Genomic DNA, 18,559 nt, shown 5'->3' on the forward strand with positions numbered 1-18,559 from the left:
CGAGTTCGCCCTCACCTGAGGGCGCGAACCCTGGTGGGACCTGGGGTTCGCCTTTCCCCTGGACGTAGGACAAAGGAGTCGCGGGTGTCCAGCTCCGACATCTTCATCGGCGAGGTCATCGGGACCGCCGTACTCATCCTCCTCGGTGGTGGCGTCGTCGCCGCCGTCGTGCTCAAGCGCTCCAAGGCGCAGAACGCCGGCTGGCTCGCGATCACCTTCGGGTGGGGTTTCGCGGTCCTGACCGCCGTCTACATGACCGGCTCCCTCTCGGGCGCGCACCTCAACCCGGCCGTCACCGTCGGTATCGCGATCAAGGACGGCGACTGGAACAACGTTCCGGTCTACTTCGCCGGCCAGCTGCTGGGCGCCATGCTCGGCGCCTTCCTGGTCTGGATCGCGTACTACGGCCAGTTCCAGGCCCACCTCACCGACCCGGAGATCGTGGGCGACCCGGAGAAGAAGGCCATCGAGGGCCCGCACGACAACGGCGGCGCCGGCCCCGTCCTCGGCGTCTTCTCCACCGGACCCGAGGTCCGCGTCGTCTGGCAGAACCTGGCCACCGAGATCATCGGCACGGTCGTGCTGGTCCTCGCGGTGCTCACCCAGGGCCTGAACGACAGCGGCAAGGGCCTCGGCGTCCTCGGCGCCCTGATCACCGCGCTCGTCGTCGTCGGCATCGGCCTCTCGCTCGGCGGCCCGACCGGCTACGCCATCAACCCCGCCCGTGACCTCGGTCCGCGCATCGTGCACGCCCTGCTCCCGCTGCCGAACAAGGGCGGCTCCGACTGGAGCTACGCCTGGATCCCGGTCGTCGGCCCCCTGGTGGGCGGCGCCCTCGCCGCGGGTATCTACAACATCGCGTTCGCCTGAGCCGTCCTGCTTCCAGACCTCTCTTGGAGTTCACCGTGACCGACGCACACACCGCCGGCCCGTTCATCGCCGCGATCGACCAGGGCACGACCTCTTCCCGCTGCATCGTCTTCGACCGCGACGGACGCATCGTCTCCGTCGACCAGAAGGAGCACGAGCAGATCTTCCCGAAGCCGGGCTGGGTGGAGCACGACGCCACCGAGATCTGGACCAACGTCCAGGAGGTCGTGGCCGGCGCCCTCGACAAGGCCGGCATCACCGCCGCCGACGTCAAGGCCATCGGCATCACCAACCAGCGCGAGACCACCGTGCTGTGGGACAAGAACACCGGCGAGCCGGTGCACAACGCCCTCGTCTGGCAGGACACCCGCACCGACGCCCTCTGCAAGGAGCTCGGCCGCAACGTCGGTCAGGACCGCTTCCGCCGCGAGACCGGCCTGCCGCTGGCCTCGTACTTCTCCGGTCCCAAGGTCCGCTGGCTGCTCGACAACGTCGAGGGCCTGCGCGAGCGCGCCGAGCGCGGCGACATCCTCTTCGGCACCATGGACTCCTGGGTCATCTGGAACCTGACCGGCGGCACCGACGGCGGCAGGCACGTCACCGACGTCACCAACGCCTCGCGCACGATGCTGATGAACCTGCACACCATGGAGTGGGACGACAAGATCCTCACCTCCATGGAGGTCCCGGCCTCGGTCCTGCCCGAGATCCGCTCCTCCGCCGAGGTGTACGGCGCGGTCAAGGGCGGCGTCCTGGACGGCGTCCCGGTCGCCTCCGCGCTCGGCGACCAGCAGGCCGCCCTGTTCGGCCAGACCTGTTTCGCCGAGGGCGAGGCCAAGTCCACGTACGGCACCGGCACGTTCATGCTGATGAACACCGGCGACAAGATCATCAACTCCTACAGCGGCCTGCTGACCACGGTCGGCTACCAGATCGGCGCCGAGAAGCCGGTCTACGCCCTGGAGGGCTCGATCGCCGTCACCGGTTCGCTGGTGCAGTGGATGCGCGACCAGATGGGCCTGATCAACTCCGCCGCCGAGATCGAGACCCTGGCGTCCTCGGTCGACGACAACGGCGGCGCCTACTTCGTGCCGGCCTTCTCCGGTCTCTTCGCCCCGTACTGGCGCTCCGACGCCCGCGGTGTGATCGCCGGCCTCACCCGGTACGTCACCAAGGCGCACATCGCGCGCGCCGTCCTGGAGGCCACCGCCTGGCAGACCCGCGAGATCACCGACGCCATGACGAAGGACTCCGGCGTCGAGCTGACCGCGCTGAAGGTCGACGGCGGCATGACCTCCAACAACCTGCTGATGCAGACCCTCTCGGACTTCCTGGACGCGCCGGTCGTGCGCCCCATGGTCGCCGAGACCACCTGCCTCGGCGCGGCCTACGCCGCCGGCCTCGCCGTCGGCTTCTGGCCGGACACCGACGCCCTGCGCGCCAACTGGCGCCGGGCCGCGGAATGGACCCCTCGCATGGACGCCGACAAGCGTGAGAGCGAGTACAAGAGCTGGCTCAAGGCCGTCGAGCGGACCATGGGCTGGATCGAGGACGAGGAGTAATTCGAGATGACCACCCTGCAGAGCGTCCCCTCCCTCGGGACGCACCCGGCGGCCGGGTCGCTTCCGACCCGCGCCGAGACCAGAGAGCAGCTTGCGAAGGCGACGTACGACCTTCTGGTGATCGGCGGCGGCATCCTGGGCATCTCCACCGCCTGGCACGCCGCGCAGTCCGGTCTGCGGGTGGCCCTGGTGGACGCCGGCGACTTCGCCGGCGCCACCTCCTCCGCCTCCTCCAAGCTGCTCCACGGCGGTCTGCGCTACCTGCAGACCGGCGCGGTGAAGCTGGTCGCGGAGAACCACTTCGAGCGGCGTGCGGTGTCCCGTCAGGTGGCACCGCACCTCTCGAACCCCCTGACCTTCTACCTGCCCGTCTACAAGGGCGGCCCGCACGGCGCCGCGAAGCTGGGCGCGGGCGTCTTCGCGTACAGCGCGCTCTCCGCGTTCGGCGACGGCGTCGGCCACCTGCTCTCCCCCGCCAAGGCGGCGCAGGACGTGCCGGAGCTGCGGACGCGGGACCTCAAGGCCGTGGCCGTGTACGGCGACGACCAGATGAACGACTCCCGCATGGCCCTGATGACCGTCCGGGCCGCCGTCGACGCCGGCGCGACCGTCCTCAACCACGCCGAGGTCACCGGGCTGCGCTTCACCCACGGCCGGGTCACCGGCGCGGAGCTGCGGGACCGGCTCTCCGGCGACGAGTTCGGCGTCTCCGCCCGGCTGGTGCTCAACGCCACCGGCCCGTGGGTGGACCACCTGCGCCGGATGGAGGACCCGAACGCGGCCCCGTCGATCCGCCTGTCCAAGGGCGCGCACCTCGTCCTCAAGCGCACCTCCCCCTGGAAGGCGGCGCTGGCCACCCCGATCGACAAGTACCGGATCACCTTCGCCCTCCCGTGGGAGGACATGCTGCTGCTCGGCACCACCGACGAGGAGTTCGAGGGCGACCCGTCCGAGGTCGCGGTGAACGACAAGGACACCGCCCAGATCCTGGACGAGGCGGCCTTCTCGATCCGCGACCAGCAGCTGTCGCGCGACCTGATCACCTACTCGTTCGCGGGTCTGCGGGTGCTGCCGGGCGGTCCCGGCGACACCTCCAAGGCCAAGCGCGAGACGGTCGTCACCGAGGGCCGCGGCGGGATGCTGTCGGTGGCCGGCGGCAAGTGGACGACGTTCCGCCACATCGGCCGCACGATCATGAAGAAGCTGGAGTCGCTGCCGGGCCGTCCGCTGGGCGAGGACTACGAGCCGGTCGCCACGCTGCCCAAGCGGCTGCCGCTGCCCGGCATAGCCAACCCGAACGCGGTCGCGCACCGGCTGCTCGTGGACGGCCCCGCGCCCGGTCCGCGGATGGCCGCCGACACCGCCAAGCACCTGGCGACGCACTACGGTTCGCTCTCCTTCGACATCGCCCGGATGGCGAACGAGAACCCGGAGCTCGGCGAGCGCATCCACCCCGACGCCCCGGAGATCTGGGCGCAGGTGGCGTACGCCCGGGACCACGAGTGGGCGGAGACGGCGGACGACGTGCTGCGCCGCCGCACCACGCTGACGATCCGCGGTCTGGCGACGGACGAGGTCCGCGCGAAGGTCGAGGACATGCTGCGCAAGTAAGGCGCGGACACAAAACGGTCAGGGGCGGTCTCACGGGGGACCGTCCCTGACGTCTTCGTGTGCGGTCGGTTTCGTGTGCGGGCGGGGTTTCCTGGGTAGTTGATCAAGACCGAATCGGTCTTCGGAAAGCCGTAAGGTTGGTCCGTACGACAGGAACTTCGAAAAGGAGGCACTGGGTGATCGAGCTCGAGGGGGTACCCGAGCTGATCGACCCGGTCATGGTGGCCGCGTTCGAGGGCTGGAACGACGCCGGCGACGCCGCCTCCACCGCGGTCGCCCATCTCGACCGGGAATGGAAGGGCGAGGTCTTCGCGGCGCTCGACGCCGAGGACTACTACGACTTCCAGGTCAACCGGCCCACGGTGTGGATGGACGGCGGAGTCCGGAAGATCACCTGGCCCACCACCCGGCTCTCCGTGGTCCGGATCGGCGGCGAGAAGCCGCGCGACCTGGTACTGGTCCGCGGCATCGAGCCGTCCATGCGCTGGCGTTCGTTCTGCAACGAGCTGCTGGGCTTCGCCCACGAGCTGGGCGTGGAGATGGTGGTGATCCTGGGCGCACTGCTCGGCGACACCCCGCACACCCGTCCGGTCCCGGTCAGCGGCGTCACCTCCGACCCCGACCTGGCCCGCACCATGGACCTGGAGGAGACCCGGTACGAGGGTCCCACCGGCATCGTCGGCATCCTCCAGGAGGCGTGCACGCACGCCGGCGTCCCGGCGGTGAGCCTGTGGGCGGCGGTGCCGCACTACGTGTCCCAGCCGCCGAACCCGAAGGCGACGCTGGCGCTGCTGAACCGTCTCGAGGACCTCATCGGGCTGCACATCCCGCTGGGCGAACTCCCCGAGGACGCGCGGGCCTGGCAGCTGGGCGTGGACCAACTCGCCTCCGAGGACAGCGAGGTGGCCGAGTACGTGCAGACGCTCGAGGAGGCCCGGGACACCGCGGAGCTGCCGGAGGCGTCGGGCGAGGCCATCGCCCGCGAGTTCGAGCGCTATCTGCGCCGCCGCGAGCCCGGTACCGGCCCGGGCCTGGCGACGGAGGGCGGCGACGGCTCGTACCTGCGGGACCCGGGCAGCGACCGCACCCGGCCGCCGAAACCGCAGCAGCCGGGGCCGGAGGCGGTACCGGGCACGGAGCCGCCCGATCAGTCCGGGGAGTCCGGCGAGTCCGAGCAGTCCGGGGAGTCCGGAGCCTCCGGCGACGAGGACGGCGACACGGACACCGGCTCGGAGGACTGAGCGGTACGGGAGGGGCGGCGCGGCCGCCCCTCCCGTCGCCGCTTCCGGCGCCCGGACGGTCGTCAGCCGCAGGCGAAGCGCGCCGCGGCCCAGTCGCCGTGGTCGCCGGACTTCGAGCCGTTGGTGTCGGTGATCCTGAGCCGGACGTGCCGGGCTCCGGCCAGGTCCACCCGCACCGGGACGGTGGCGGATGCCCCGGTCAGTTTCGGCGAGGTCCACAGCACACGGCCGTCGGCCTCGACCGAGAAGGCCACCTCGCCGTACCCATTGATCTCGTCGTCGATGCCGACGTCCGCGGTGAAGGCGGTGCACCGGCCGCCGAGGTAGACCTCGATGTCGGAGTCGGCGTGCGCGCCGATGCCCTTCTCATAGGTCGTGCCGGCCAGGGTCAGGGTCCGGCCGTCGTTCGCGCCGGACTCGCCGTTGGAGCGGTCGCGTTCGGGCGGCCCCCAGCCGTTGGCGGACTTCAGCCACACCAGGTCGCTCGCCCAGGCGTCGGCGGTCGGCGGCTCGGGCACGACCCCGACCGCGAATCGCTGCACCGCCACCCGGTCCTGTCCGGCGGACCGGTGCCGCACGGTCGCGGTGAGCGTCGACTCCCCCGGCACGGCCTCCTTCGACGGGGTCACCGTCACCTCGACGCGCCGGGTCGTCCCGGCCGGGAGCCGGTCGATCCGGGCGGCCGGCTCGACCTGCCACCCCTCCGGGGCGGCCACGGTCACGTCGACGCCGGTGGCGTCCCGGGAGCCCGCGGTGACGTCCACGGCGACCGTCCCGGGCACACCCGCGCCGAGCTCCTGCCCGGTGGGCGCGGCGACGGACGCCGCGGCGCCCGGCACGGCTCCGCCGACGGCCGCGGTGTCGTGCAGGGTGAGCGCGAAGGGCCGGTCGGTGCGCAGCGCAGCGGTCTTCACCCGCACCACTCCCCCGCGGTCGGCGGGGTCGTACCACCAGCCCTGCTCGGCCGCCTCGAACGCGGCGCGGCCGGAATGACGGGTGAGCGTCGTGCCCCCGAGGACGACCCGGCCCGGCGCGTCGCCGGTGTGCACGGTGAAGTCGTACGGCCGGGCGGCCGCCTTGCCGCGGTAGGTGCCGCGGCTCGCGTCGATGCGTACCGTCACGTCGCCCGCGCCGCGCACCGGGGCGGTGACGTCGGCGCGCTGGGTGGCGTGGGCGCCGGTGCGGTGGGCGCGGGTGACGCCGTCGTCCTCGTACAGGGTGAACGACGACTTCCCCTGCGGGTACACGTCCCAGGCGACCGGGGAGCCGGGCGTGCGGTCGGTGTACGAGCGGATGCCGCCGGGCCACATCGGCACGGTCGCCCCGGCGCGGACGAACAGCGGCAGGGTGTCGAGCGGGGCGCTGTGGTCGTCGAGGGTGCGCGGCCCCTCGTAGACGCGGCCGCTCCAGTAGTCGATCCAGGTGCCCTTCGGCAGGTAGATGCCGTCGCGTTCGACGGCGTCCTGGTAGACCGGGGCGACGAGGAAGTCCTCGCCGCTGAGGAATTCGTACTTCGCGGCGTCCGACGCGGCCTTCGGGTCGTCGGGGTACTCCAGGACCAGCGGGCGGGCGAGGCCGACGCCGGTCCGCGTCGCCTGGTGGGCGTGGCTGTAGATGTACGGCAGCAGGGCCTCGTGGAGCTTGAGGTAGCTGCGGTTGATCGTGGTGTACGGCTCGCCGTACCGGAAGGGCTGCTTGTCGTTGGCGGCCCAGCCGTCCATGGTCATGGTGACCGGCAGGAACGTCTTCCACTGCAGGTCGCGGGTGTAGGTCTTGGCGCTGCCGCCGAAGATGCCGTCGACGTCGCCGGTGGTGTAGGCGAGCCCGGACATGGACGCGCCGGCGTAGGTGGGGATCTGCCAGCGGATGTACTCCCAGCTGCCGGACTGGTCGCCGGACCACTGGACGCCGCAGCGCTGCGCGCCGGACCAGCTCTCGGGGGCCCAGGTGAAGCCGCGGGCGTCGCTGTGCGCCTCGATGCCGGCGTGCGCGGCCTTGCAGCCGTCCAGGGCGAACTTGTAGCCGGCGCCGACCCAGGCGACGTCCAGTTTGGCGACCCGCTGGCCGGCCTTCACCTGGTCGGCGAGCCGGTCGAGGCCGTCCTCGGTCCACAGGCCGAGTTGCATGCCGCGCTGCTGCAGGCCGGTCGCGGTCTCGGCGAGGTTCTCGTAGCCGCAGCCGTAGCCGTCGTTGACGAGCATCCAGCCGTTCGGCATGTCGTTCTGCACGTACCCGTCGGCGACCTCGAGGGCGTCGAGGGTGTGCCGCTCGCCGCGGTTGGCGTTGTGCAGATAGCAGTCGGCGTCGCCGATCTCGAGACCGTACACGGGCGGCAGGAAGGGTTTGCCGGTGAGCTTCGTGTACTGGCCGATGACGTCCTTCAGCGCGTCCGGTCCGGCGCCGGCGAAGTAGTAGGCGTCGAAGCGGCGTTCGCGGGCGGTGGTGGTGACGGGCTCGCCGAAGACGTAGGTGTTGGGGGCGTAGGTGTTGCGGTAGACGCCGTAGCCGGACGAGGAGAGGTAGAACGGGACGGAGTTGGGGTGGCCGCCGTCGTTCCAGTTGTAGTCGACGCCGACCTCGACGGTCTTGCCGCGGTGCGAGGTGTTGCCGCGCCCGTTCTGCATCCCCGCGCCGTAGTACTGCTCGGCGCCGCCGCGGGCCAGGGTCTGCACGGTGCGGTCCTGGTTCCACGTCAGGCCCTTGGTCTCGGACCAGAGTTCGGTGCCGTCGGCGCGGTACGCGGCGAAGCGCAGCGGCGACTTGTAGGCGCGCAGGGTGACCCGGTCGGTGCTCAGCTCGTAGCGGTCACCGCGGTCCGCCCAGCGGGTGGCGGGCGGGGTGCCCTGGGGCAGGACGATGTCCTGGCCGGTGGGGTCGGTGTACGTGCCGTCGGGGGCGAGTTCGATGCGGAAGGTCTCGTCGGTGACGAAGCTCACCCGGGCCTCCGCGTGCCCCGCGGCCAGCCGGTAGACCGGGCCGTCGGCGGTGAAGCCGGTGACGGCGCCGACGGTGGTGTCGGCGGGTTCCGCCGCGCCGGCGGGGAGGGGGACGGCGAGGGCGGCGAGCAGCCCGAGAAGTGTGCCGACGGCCGCTGTTGTCAGTCGTGTCGGTGATCTCATGGCCCGTGTGTAGCGCCGCGGCGGCGGGCCGGACCATGGACTTGCGCGGGCCGCTCCTGGACTTATGTGTCCGGGAGCGGCCCGCGGCGGCTGTTACAGCGCGACGCCGAGGAGGGCGTCGACGGCGCGGGAGACGAGGCCGGGCGCGGACTCGTCCGTGCCGCCCCCGCTCTCCTGGAGCGCGGCCCAGCGGTCGACCGCGGCGAGCGCGGCCGGGGCGTCGAGGTCGTCCGCGAGGGCCTCGCGGAGCTCCTCGACCAGCGCGTCGGCCGACGGGCCGTCCGGCCGGGAGACGGCCGCGCGCCAGCGGCCGAGTCGGGCGACGGCCTGGTCGAGGACGTCGTCGGTCCACTCCCAGTCGGCGCGGTAGTGGTGGGCGAGCAGGGCGAGGCGGATCGCCGCCGGGTCGACGCCGGCGCGGCGCAGCGCGGAGACGAAGACCAGGTTGCCCTTGGACTTGGACATCTTCTCGCCGTGCAGGGCGACCATGCCGGCGTGCACGTACGCCTTGGCCATGGGGTACTCGCCCGTGAGGGCCTGGGCGTGCGAGGCGCCCATCTCGTGGTGCGGGAAGATCAGGTCGGAGCCGCCGCCCTGCACGTCGAAGCCCATGCCGAGGTGGTCCAGGGCGATGGCGACGCACTCGATGTGCCAGCCGGGGCGGCCGGCACCGAGGCTGCCGCCGTCCCAGCTCGGCTCGCCCTCGCGGGCGGCCATCCACAGCATCGGGTCGAGCGGGTTCTTCTTGCCCGGACGGTCCGGGTCGCCGCCCCGCTCGGCGGACAGGTGCCGCATGAGGTCGGTGTCGTAGTGCGAGACCGAGCCGAAGTGCGGGTCGGCCTCGACGGAGAAGTAGATGTCGCCGTCCAGCTCGTAGGCGGCTCCGGCGTCGCGCAGCCGCTCGATCAGCGGCACGATCCCGGGTATCGCCTCGACGGCGCCGATGTAGTGCTGCGGCGGGAGCAGACGCAGGGCCGTCATGTCCTCGCGGAAGAGGGCGGTCTCGCGCTCGGCGAGGGCGACCCAGTCGATGTCGTCGCGGAGCGCGCGCTCCAGAAGCGGGTCGTCGACGTCGGTGACGTTCTGGACGTAGTGGACCTGCCGCTTGGTGTCGAGCCACACGCGCTGAACGAGGTCGAACGCGTTGTAGGTCGCCGCGTGACCCATGTGGGTCGCGTCGTACGGCGTGATGCCGCAGACGTAGATACGGGCGACGGGGCCGGGGGCGAGGGTCACTCGTCCACCGGTCGCAGTGTCGTGGATCCTGAGGTCGCGGCCCTTGCCGGGCAGGGCGGGGACCTCGGAAGCGGGCCAGGCATGCATGCCCCGAGCGTAACCGGACGGGTGTTCCGGATACGAACCGGATACGAGATCTTGTCCGATCAGGCGTTCTTGCGGATGCGCGCGAGGTGTGCCTGTGGCAGGACGAGCCCGCCGGCCGCTTCCTTCCTCGTCAGACCGGGGGCCAGGGGATCGCGGGCCACCGGCCGGACGGTTCGGGGTGGCGTCCGGTGGTGCGCAGCCGGGTGACGCGGGCCCTGATCGCGTCGACCTCGGCCGGGGTGAGCAGCTCCGCCAGGCGGGTGGCGAGCGGGGCGCCGGGGGCGAGCCCGGCGTCGAGTGCGGCGAGCGGGGCGGCGGACTCGCCGGGCAGCGGTTCGCCGGCCCAGCCCCACAGCAGGGTGCGCAGCTTGTCCTCGACGTGGAAGGTGACGCCGTGGTCGATGGCGTACAGCCGGCCGTCGGGCGCGGGCAGCAGGTGGCCGCCCTTGCGGTCGCCGTTGTTGATCACCGCGTCGAGGACGGCGAGGCGGCGCAGCGCGGGGTCGTCGGCGTGCACGAGCAGGGCGGTGCGGTCCTCGGCGACCTGGGCGAGCCCGACGGCCTTCCAGCCCTCGCCGGGCTCGTCCCGCTCGACGAGGGCGAGCAGCTCGGTGCCGTCGTCGGCGTCGATCCACAGCTGGACCATGCCCTCGCCGTACGGGCCGTCGCGCAGCACGGTGGGCGGCACCAGGCCCCAGCCGGTGGCCTCGGAGATCTCGTACGCGGCGACCTCCCGCCGGGCCAGGTTGCCGTCGGGGAAGTCCCACAGGGGCCGCTCGCCGGCGACCGGCTTGTACACGCAGTCGGCGGACTCGCCCTCGTACGCGACGGTGCAGAACAGGACGGCGTTGGACGCCTCGCGGACCTGGCCCTTGACGGTGAGCTCGCCCTTGGTCAGCAGGTCGAGCACCGTCACGCCCCCCGGCGGTATCCGTTCTGGCGCGGGCATACGTGTCCTTCCGGGTCGAGCGGGAGGCTGCACAGCGGGCACGGCGGTCGGCCGGCGTTGACGACGTCGAGGGCCCGCTTCGCGAAGGCGCGGGCCTGGGCGCCGGTCAGCCGGACCCGCAGCATGGGCGGGCCGTTCTCCTCGTCCTGGAGCAGCCGCTCCTCGGCCTCGGCGAGGTCCTCCTCGGACTCGACGTCGAGTTCGACCAGGGCCTGCGCCTCGACGATCATCCGCTGTTCCTCGCCGTCCCAGGCCAGGGCCATGGTGCCGACGCGGAACTCCTCCTCGACGGGGCTGTCGAGCGGGGCGGTGTCGGAGACGTCCGGCGGGGCGACGGCGGGCACTGGGGCGTTGCCGCCGGTGCGCCGCACGACCTCGTCGAGGAGTTCGTCCATGCGCTCGGCGAGCGCCGCGACCTGCGTCTTCTCCAGGGCCACGCTGGTGATCCGGCCGGCGGCGGAGGCCTGCAGGAAGAACGAGCGGCGGCCAGGCAGCCCGACCGTGCCGGCCACGAAACGCTCCGGTGGGTCGTAGAGGAACACCTGACGGGCCACGTCCCTGTCTCCCTTGGGTCTCGGCGGCGATGCAATCGGGCTATGGGGCCCCGGGGTTGTCCCGGCGGCAGCCCTCCGGCCCGTCCACCCTACTGCGCGGAGCGATCACGGTGCGCCCGCGCCGCCGCCGACCTCGGCTGCCTCCGTGTCGCGGCCCGCGCGGGGCGCGACGCCGGTGAGGTCGCCGGTGTCGCCGAGGCGCAGGAGGAACGGCCGCAGCCGGCCGTAGCGGATCGCGGTGACGGAGCAGGGGTCGACGTGGATGCGCTGGAAGAGGTCCAGGTGCATGCCGAGGGCGTCGGCGACGATCGACTTGATGATGTCGCCGTGCGAGCACATGGCGTAGACGGCGTCCTCGCCGTGCTCGGCGTCGATCCGGGCGTTCCAGTCCCGTACCGCCTCGACGGCCCGCTGCTGCATGCCGCGCATCGACTCGCCGCCGGGGAACGCGACGGCGGACGGGTGCGTCTGGACGACCTCCATCAGGGGCGCGTCGGCGAGTTCGGCGAGTTTGCGTCCGGACCAGTCGCCGTAGTCGCACTCGTTGATCCGCTCCTCGATGTGCAGCGGCAGGTCCGGGCGGGCCTCGAGAAGCGGCCCGAGGGTCTCCCGGCAGCGCTGGAGCGGGCTGCTGACGACGGCGGCCAGCGGTACTCCGGCCAGCCGGCCGGGCAGTGCGGCGGCCTGCGCGACGCCTCGTTCGTCGAGCCCGACGCCGGGGGTCCGGCCGGCGAGGACCGCGGAGGTGTTGGCGGTGGAGCGTCCGTGGCGGACGAGGATCAGCGTGGCCATGGGGGAAGGGTAAGGGCCCGAGCAGGTGCACGGGGCGGACGGGCGGGGAAGAATACGCGGCGTGATCGTGGACAGTGCCATCTATCGGGGCGGACGCCGTACGGAGGGTCCCGCGGATCTCTCGGACGCGCTGGACGAGGCCAGGGCGACGGGGGACGCGTTCCTGTGGGTGGGCCTCTACGAGCCCACCGAGGACGAGTTCGATCACGTCACCAAGGAGTTCACGCTGCATCCGCTGGCGGTCGAGGACGCGCTGAAGGCGCATCAGCGGCCGAAGCTGGAGGTGTACGACGACTCGCTGTTCATGGTCCTCAAGCCGGTCGTGTACGAGCCGGAGAGCGACCGGGTCTCCACGGACGAACTGATGGTCTTCGTCGGCGACTCGTTCGTGGTGACGGTCCGGCACGGCGAGAGCACGCCGCTGGCGGAGGTCCGCCGCCGGCTGGAGGCGGAGCCCGGGATGCTGCGGCAGGGGCCGACGGCGGTGATGTACGCGATCAGCGACACGATCGTGGACCACTACATCGACGTGGCGGCCGAACTCCAGGTGGACCTGGAGGAGCTGGAGACGGCCGTGTTCGCGCCGAGCGGGTCGCCGCAGGGCGGGGACGCGAAGGGCACCGCGGCCCGGATCTACACGGCGAAGCGGCAGGTGCTGGAGTTCCGCCGGGCCAGCGGCCCGCTGACGGCGCCGCTGTCGCGGCTGGCGGCGGGCTCGGTGCCGTTCGTGCACGAGGAGGCACGGCCGTTCTTCCGGGACGTGAGCGACCATCTGCTGCGCGCCAACGAGCAGGTGGAGGGCCTGGACCGGCTGCTCTCGGACGTGTTGTCGGCGCATCTGGCGCAGATGGGCGTGCGGCAGAACGACGACATGCGCAAGATCTCGGCCTGGGCGGCCATGGCCGCGGTCCCCACCATGGTGGCGGGGATCTACGGCATGAACTTCGAGCACATGCCCGAACTGCGCTGGTGGTGGGCGTATCCCGGGATGATCCTCCTGATGGCGACCGCGGTGGTGGGCCTGCACCGGCTGTTCAAGCGGCGCGGCTGGCTGTAGCGGCCCGGGCCCGTGGCCGCTCAGAACGCGGGCGCGGGGGTGGCCGGGCCGCCGAGGGCGTCGCGGCGCTCGGGCATCTTGAGGTCGACCATGCGCCGCCAGCCGCCGAGCCGCTCGTAGGTGTACATGGCGTGGATACCGGCCGCCAGGGCGAGGGACTTGGGCTTCGGCCAGCGAAGCAGCCGGCCCATGTGGGCCATCACGGCGAGGCTGACGTCGCGGTAGATCCGGATCTCTGTCAGGGCGGACTCGCGCAGGGTGCGCTGGATGAGCCGGCCGTTCCCGGCGTACGCGAGGCGCAGGAGCTCCTCGTGGCAGTACGCGAGGTGGTTGTCCTCGTCGTTGCAGATCATCCGGATCGCCTTGCCGACCTCCGGGTGGTCGCCGAAGTACTTGACCAGCATGTCCATCTGGTCGGCGGCCCGCTGCTCGGTGACCCGGCTGTGCGCGAGGTAGACGATGATGTCGCGCTCGGTCAGCGGCTCGTCGCGCTTGAGCTTGGCGTGGGGCAGACCGATCCCCTGCTTCTCCAGGAGCATCGTGTAGTCGGTCTCCGGCGGGACGTCCGCGGGCGGCAGGCTGCGCTTCTTGAGCAGCGCCTGGAAGATCCTGCCGTGTTTGTCCTCGTCGGCGCCGTGCCGGGTGATCTTCGGCGCCAGGTCCCGCATGCTCGCGGGGACGAGGGCGGCGATCCGGCCGTTCTCCCAGCCGCCCTGCGCCTCGCCGCTGGCGGCGATGGAACAGAAGAGCCGGAACGAGTCGTCGTCGTCGATGATTTCCTGGAACAGGCTTCGGGCCGAGAGCATTGCTGCCACCTCCACGCGGACGTCCGCACGTCGCACGCCCGCAGAGGAAAAGTCAAATGCGCTCGGCCGAAGGCGGCAACACGAGGACGGGACCGCTCCGCCGAACGGTGGAATCACGCGGAATCGCCCGGGGCCGTAACCGGGGGCCCGGTGACGCGTTGTGCAGCGTGACGGCCGTGGCGGGGAAGACCCCCCGAGCCCCCACCACGGCCGCGGACTTCGCTCTCCGCCGGGCGTTACGCGAGGCCCGCGCGCTCCAGGGCCTCGACGCCGGTCCGGAGGGCGGCCAGCCGCTCGTCCAGGGTGAATCCGGCGGGGGACAGCGTCAGCGTGTTGACGCCGGCCGCGGCGTAGGCGGCCATCCGGTCCGCGATGGCGGCCACGTCGCCGAGCAGCGCGGTCTGCTCGATCAGCCGCTGCGGCACGGCGGCGGCCGCGCCGGTCTTGTCGCCGGCCAGGTACTTCTCCTGGATCTCGGCGGCTTCCTTCTCGTAGCCCATGCGCTGGGCGAGCTGGTTGTAGAAGTTCTGCTTGCGGCTGCCCATGCCGCCGACGTACAGGGCGGTGTACGGGCGGAACATGTCCGCCAGCGCGTCCACGTCCGGGCCCAGGGCGATCGGCAGGGTCGGGTGGACGTCGAAGCCGTCCATGGTCAGACCGGCCTTCTCGCGGCCCGCCCGGATGTGGCGGATCGCGGTCTCCTCCAGGTGCTCGGCCGAGGGGAAGATCAGCAGCGCGCCGTCGGCGATCTCGCCGGTCTGCTCCAGGTTCTTCGGGCCGATCGCGGCGATGTAGAGCGGGATGTGCTCGCGCTCCGGGTGCACGGTGAGCTTGATGGGCTTGCCCGGGCCGTCGGGCAGCGGCAGCGTCCAGTGCTCGCCGGCGTAGGTCAGGCGCTCGCGGGTCATCGCCTTGCGGACGATCTCCACGTACTCGCGGGTGCGGGCGAGCGGCTTGTCGAACTTGACGCCGTACCAGCCCTCGGAGACCTGCGGGCCCGAGACGCCGAGCCCGAGTCGGAAGCGGCCGCCGGAGAGCGAGTCGAGGGTGGCCGCGGTCATCGCGGTCATGGCGGGCTGGCGGGCCGGGATCTGCATGATCGCGGAGCCGACGTCGATGCGCTCGGTCTGGGCGGCGACCCAGGACAGCACGGTCGGAGCGTCCGAGCCGTACGCCTCCGCGGCCCAGCACACGTCGTAGCCGAGCCGGTCGGCCTCCTGCGCGACGGCGAGGTTGTCGCCGTCCATTCCGGCGCCCCAGTAGCCGAGGTTGATGCCCAGTCGCATGCCCAACACCCTCTTTACCGATCAGTAACGTCCCTGTGCGCCGGACTCTAGCGCGGTGCGCCGGATCCGTCAGGAGCAGGTTGTCCACAGGCTCTCTCCGCGTGGTGCCCTGGCCAGTACTCTCGCGCTCATGGAGCAGAGGCATCTCGGCCGTACCGGCCTGCGCGTGTCCCGGATCGGGCTCGGCACCCTGACCTGGGGCCGGGACACGGACGAACACGACGCCGCGGACCAGCTCAAGGCGTTCTGGGAGGCGGGCGGCACGCTGGTCGACACGGCGGACGTGTACGGCGGCGGGGAGGCGGAGTATCTGCTCGGGCAGCTCGTGGGCGGCCTGGTGCCGCGGCGGGACCTGGTGATCACCACGAAGGCGGGCAGCGTGCCCGACCCGGACCGGCGGTGCGACGGCTCGCGGGGGCATCTGCTGGACGCGCTGGACGCCTCGCTGGCGCGGCTCGGCACGGACTACGTGGACCTCTGGCAGCTGCACGCGTACGACCCGCACACCCCGCTGGAGGAGTCGCTGCAGGCGCTCGACCTGGCCGTGAGCAGCGGGCGGGCGCGGTACGCGGGGGTGGCGAACTTCTGCGGCTGGCAGCTGGCGAAGGCGGCGACCTGGCAGCTGGGCGGGGCGGGGACGCGGACCCGGCTGGCCGGCGCGCAGATGGAGTACTCGCTGCTGCAGCGGGGCGTCGAGCGGGAGGTGCTGCCCGCGGCGCGGGACCTCGGCATAGGTCTGCTGCCCTCGTCCCCGCTGGGCCGCGGGGTGCTCACCGGCAAATACCGGCACGGCACCCCGGCGGACTCGCGGGGCGGCTCGGAGACGATGGCTCCGTTCGTGGAGCCGTATCTGGACGAGACGGCGGGCCGCATCGTGGAGGCGGTGGCCACGGCGGCGGACGGTCTGGCGGCGACGCCGCTGCAGGTGGCGCTCGCGTGGGTGCGGGACCGGCCGGGCGTGGCGGCGCCGATCGTCGGCGCGCGCGACGCGCGGCAGCTCGTCGAGGCGTTGTCGGTGGAGACCCTTAGTCTTCCTGACGAGATCTGCCGGGCCCTCGACGACGTCTCGGCGCCCGTGCACCGCTACCCGGACCACGACTGGAGCACCTTGTGACCGTCCCCGACCCCGAGCGGGTTCCCCCGACCCCCGACGCCCCCGAGCCGGAGGCGGCCGACACCGCGCCGCAGGAGGACGCGGTGGAGCCTGCGGGGGCGGAGGAGGCGGGCACGGACGGTGCGGCGCTTGCGGACGGTGCGAGCACGGACGATGCGGGCAGGGACGATGCGGCGCTTGCCGACGGTGCGGGCACGGACGGTGCGGGCACGGACGGTGCGGGCACGGACGGTGCGGCGGGTACCGAGGGTGCCGCGCAGGTGTCCGAGGCGGAGGCCGAGCTGGCGGCGCAGCGGGAGGAGCGGGCGCGGATCGAGCGGCGGAAGGCCGAGAAGGACGGGCCGATCGACAGCGGGGCGAAGCTGAGCGGCACGGCGGCGGATCTGCTCGCGGCCGTACGCGCCGTGGAGTCCGGGGAGAAGTCGGGGACGGCGTTCTACGACCGGCCCGCGCCCAGACGGCCCGCCCCGCAGCCGGCCGCGCCCCAGCGGACGCAGCGGCAGCCCGAGGCGGTGCCCGCGCCGCGGGCCGCCGCCCCGGAGACGGTCGCGGCGGTGCGGGAGGTGCTGACGGCGGGCGGCGCGCCCGAGGGGCTCGCGCCCAAGGTCGCCGCGCTGCTCGGCGAGGGTGCGGCGGAGGCCCTGCGGGAGGACCCGTGGCAGCTGCTCGCCGTGCCCGGCGTGCAGCCGGACCATGCCGACGGCTTCGCCCGGGCGCTGATCGGTCCGGACGCGGGGCCGGGTGACGCGCGTCGTACCGACGGCCTGGTGGCCTGGCTCCTGGAGCGGGCCGCGCTGCAGGGCCACACCGCGATGGAGCTGTCGGCGCTGCGCGCCGCGCTCGCCGAGCGGGCGGTGCCCGAGCCGGAGGAGGCGGTGCAGCACGCGGTCGCCGAGGGCGTGGTCCTGGTGTTCCAGGAGGAGGAACCGGAGGAGGAGGCCGTCGAGGGCGAGGAGGCCCCGGAGCCCGTGCAGGACGCCGGTCCGCCGGCGCCCGTGCTGCTGGGCCTGGACCGGTACGCCCTCGCCGAGGAGAGCCTGGCCGACGGCCTGGCGCGGCTGGCCCGTACGGTCACCCCGGCCGACTGGGACGGCCCCGAGCTCGCCCGCGCCTGCGGGACGCACGGCCTGGTCCTGCACACCGGCGGCGAGGCCGCCCGCGCCGAGCCGGTGGCGCTGGTCCGTACCGCCCGGGAGCGGGGCCTGCGCGCCGCCGTGGCGGTGCACGGCGAGAACGGCCGCCGCCGGCTCGGCCCGGACGCGGCCGCGGTCACCGTCGCGGGCCTGCTGTCCGGTACGGCGGGCCCGGACCGCGACGAGGACGGCGCGCTCGCCCTCGATCTGCTCGCCGTCCTGGACGCCCCGCAGCTGGACGTGGAGACGGCGGCGATGCTGGTCGAGGCGCTGCCCGACGGCTGCCGGCTGCTGCTGAGCGGCGACCCCGGGGTACTGGGCCCGGCCGGCGCGGGCCGTGTCTTCGGCGACGTCCTGGCCGCCAAGGTCTGCCCGCAGCTCGCCTCCCGCACGCCGGACCCGGGCCCGCTCGGCGAGCTGGTCTCCGGCATCGGCGCCGGCGAGCTCACCCAGGTCGACGCCCCGGGCAAGGAACTGGTGATCGTCCCGGTGCGGGACGCGGGCGAGGCCGTGCACCGCACGGTCCAGTTGGTCGCGGACTCGGTCCCGCGGGCGATCGGCGTCCCCGCCGAGCAGACGCAGGTGATCACGGTCGGCCACGGTGGCTCGGCCGGCACCCGCGCGCTGAACGCGGCGCTGAAGCAGCGGCTCAACCCCGGCCCGGGCCGCTTCGGCGGCTTCGACCCGGGCGACCGCGTGGCCCACTCCCCCGCGCCCGGCCGCACCAGGACCGGCACGGTGGTCTCGGCCGACGCGGAGGGCCTGCACCTGGACTGCGAGGGCGAGAAGGTCCTCGTACCGAAGGACCGCGTCGAGCCGGAGGTCCGGCACGGCTGGGCGCTGACCGCGCACCAGGCGGCCGGGATGCGCTGGCCGGCCGTGGTGGCGGTGCTGCCGGGCGACGCGGCGCAGGGCCTGAGCCGGGCCTGGGTGTACACGGCCTTCGGCCGGGCCGAGCGTCACCTGTCGGTCGTCCACGGCGTGGACCAGGCACTCCCCCGCGCCGTCGCGGAGGGCCTCGCCCCGCCGCGCACGACCCGCCTGCGCCCCCTGCTGGAGTCCCTGCTGGCAGCGCCGGACGAGGAGTAGCAGCGCCCCCGGACACGCGCGAAGGGGCGGGACACCCGGTGTCCCGCCCCTTC

14 protein-coding genes are annotated in these 18,559 nt (G+C 73.0%); 7 read left to right on the forward strand and 7 right to left on the reverse strand.

What is annotated here, in order from left to right; translation table 11 throughout:
- Nucleotides 1-84: 84 nt before the first annotated feature.
- The 4 genes from ABZO31_RS05770 to ABZO31_RS05785 all read left to right on the forward strand — a co-directional run bounded on the left by ABZO31_RS05770 (nucleotide 85) and on the right by ABZO31_RS05785 (nucleotide 5,284).
- A complete protein-coding gene (locus ABZO31_RS05770) occupies nucleotides 85-870 on the forward strand; it encodes an MIP/aquaporin family protein (RefSeq protein WP_406859890.1) in 786 nt (261 codons plus the stop codon).
- 35 nt (nucleotides 871-905) lie between these two features.
- The gene (glpK, locus tag ABZO31_RS05775; RefSeq protein WP_406859892.1) at nucleotides 906-2,432 is read left to right on the forward strand and encodes a glycerol kinase GlpK; all 1,527 of its coding nucleotides are present in this window, start codon (nucleotides 906-908) and stop codon (nucleotides 2,430-2,432) included.
- Nucleotides 2,433-2,438: 6 nt separating this feature from the next.
- Nucleotides 2,439-4,043, forward strand: coding sequence for a glycerol-3-phosphate dehydrogenase/oxidase (locus tag ABZO31_RS05780; RefSeq protein ID WP_406859893.1), 1,605 nt, complete (start codon nucleotides 2,439-2,441; stop codon nucleotides 4,041-4,043).
- A gap of 176 nt (nucleotides 4,044-4,219) precedes the next feature.
- Complete coding sequence (locus tag ABZO31_RS05785) at nucleotides 4,220-5,284, forward strand: PAC2 family protein (RefSeq protein ID WP_406859894.1); 1,065 nt, start codon at nucleotides 4,220-4,222, stop codon at nucleotides 5,282-5,284.
- Nucleotides 5,285-5,346: 62 nt separating this feature from the next.
- Here ABZO31_RS05785 and ABZO31_RS05790 read toward each other — a convergent pair whose 3' ends face one another.
- From ABZO31_RS05790 to ABZO31_RS05810, 5 genes are all read right to left on the reverse strand, one after another.
- On the reverse strand, nucleotides 5,347-8,403 hold the full coding sequence (locus tag ABZO31_RS05790; RefSeq protein ID WP_406859896.1) for an NPCBM/NEW2 domain-containing protein: 3,057 nt from the start codon (nucleotides 8,401-8,403) through the stop codon (nucleotides 5,347-5,349).
- Nucleotides 8,404-8,496: 93 nt separating this feature from the next.
- Nucleotides 8,497-9,726: a cysteine--1-D-myo-inosityl 2-amino-2-deoxy-alpha-D-glucopyranoside ligase gene (gene mshC, locus ABZO31_RS05795; RefSeq protein WP_406859897.1), complete on the reverse strand. Its 1,230-nt coding sequence runs from the start codon at nucleotides 9,724-9,726 to the stop codon at nucleotides 8,497-8,499.
- Between the two features lie 130 nt (nucleotides 9,727-9,856).
- Complete coding sequence (locus ABZO31_RS05800; RefSeq protein ID WP_406859899.1) at nucleotides 9,857-10,675, reverse strand: SCO1664 family protein; 819 nt, start codon at nucleotides 10,673-10,675, stop codon at nucleotides 9,857-9,859.
- A complete protein-coding gene (locus ABZO31_RS05805) occupies nucleotides 10,639-11,229 on the reverse strand; it encodes a DUF3090 domain-containing protein (RefSeq protein ID WP_406859900.1) in 591 nt (196 codons plus the stop codon). Before ABZO31_RS05805 ends, ABZO31_RS05800 begins: the two co-directional genes overlap by 37 nt.
- 105 nt (nucleotides 11,230-11,334) lie before the next feature.
- Entirely contained in the window at nucleotides 11,335-12,021 is a 687-nt protein-coding gene (locus ABZO31_RS05810) for a histidine phosphatase family protein (RefSeq protein WP_406859902.1), read from the reverse strand.
- Between the two features lie 52 nt (nucleotides 12,022-12,073).
- On the opposite strand from ABZO31_RS05810, the gene corA reads away from it, so the two are divergent.
- Complete coding sequence (gene corA / locus ABZO31_RS05815; protein WP_406865262.1) at nucleotides 12,074-13,078, forward strand: magnesium/cobalt transporter CorA; 1,005 nt, start codon at nucleotides 12,074-12,076, stop codon at nucleotides 13,076-13,078.
- A gap of 20 nt (nucleotides 13,079-13,098) precedes the next feature.
- Here the strand turns inward: corA and ABZO31_RS05820 are convergent, their stop codons facing one another.
- Entirely contained in the window at nucleotides 13,099-13,884 is a 786-nt protein-coding gene (locus ABZO31_RS05820; protein WP_406859903.1) for a ferritin-like domain-containing protein, read from the reverse strand.
- A 236-nt stretch (nucleotides 13,885-14,120) separates the two neighbouring features.
- The gene (locus tag ABZO31_RS05825) at nucleotides 14,121-15,170 is read right to left on the reverse strand and encodes an LLM class F420-dependent oxidoreductase (protein WP_406859904.1); all 1,050 of its coding nucleotides are present in this window, start codon (nucleotides 15,168-15,170) and stop codon (nucleotides 14,121-14,123) included.
- A gap of 130 nt (nucleotides 15,171-15,300) precedes the next feature.
- On the opposite strand from ABZO31_RS05825, the gene ABZO31_RS05830 reads away from it, so the two are divergent.
- Both ABZO31_RS05830 and ABZO31_RS05835 read left to right on the forward strand, forming a co-directional pair.
- Nucleotides 15,301-16,284: an aldo/keto reductase gene (locus ABZO31_RS05830; RefSeq protein ID WP_406859905.1), complete on the forward strand. Its 984-nt coding sequence runs from the start codon at nucleotides 15,301-15,303 to the stop codon at nucleotides 16,282-16,284.
- A complete protein-coding gene (locus tag ABZO31_RS05835; protein ID WP_406859906.1) occupies nucleotides 16,281-18,506 on the forward strand; it encodes a helix-hairpin-helix domain-containing protein in 2,226 nt (741 codons plus the stop codon). Before ABZO31_RS05830 ends, ABZO31_RS05835 begins: the two co-directional genes overlap by 4 nt.
- Nucleotides 18,507-18,559 lie beyond the last annotated feature (53 nt).

Source organism: Streptomyces solicamelliae (genome assembly GCF_045348655.1).
Taxonomy (GTDB): domain Bacteria; phylum Actinomycetota; class Actinomycetes; order Streptomycetales; family Streptomycetaceae; genus Streptomyces; species Streptomyces solicamelliae.

Bases quoted from the DNA above. Each gene is read 5' to 3' on its own strand.
- ABZO31_RS05780 (WP_406859893.1), top strand. From the start codon at position 2,439: ATGACCACCCTGCAGAGCGTCCCCTCCCTCGGGACGCACCCGGCGGCC.
- ABZO31_RS05790 (WP_406859896.1), bottom strand. From the start codon at position 8,403: ATGAGATCACCGACACGACTGACAACAGCGGCCGTCGGCACACTTCTC.
- mshC (WP_406859897.1), bottom strand. From the start codon at position 9,726: ATGCATGCCTGGCCCGCTTCCGAGGTCCCCGCCCTGCCCGGCAAGGGC.
- ABZO31_RS05800 (WP_406859899.1), bottom strand. From the start codon at position 10,675: ATGCCCGCGCCAGAACGGATACCGCCGGGGGGCGTGACGGTGCTCGAC.
- ABZO31_RS05810 (WP_406859902.1), bottom strand. From the start codon at position 12,021: ATGGCCACGCTGATCCTCGTCCGCCACGGACGCTCCACCGCCAACACC.
- ABZO31_RS05820 (WP_406859903.1), bottom strand. From the start codon at position 13,884: ATGCTCTCGGCCCGAAGCCTGTTCCAGGAAATCATCGACGACGACGAC.
- ABZO31_RS05825 (WP_406859904.1), bottom strand. From the start codon at position 15,170: ATGCGACTGGGCATCAACCTCGGCTACTGGGGCGCCGGAATGGACGGC.
- ABZO31_RS05830 (WP_406859905.1), top strand. From the start codon at position 15,301: ATGGAGCAGAGGCATCTCGGCCGTACCGGCCTGCGCGTGTCCCGGATC.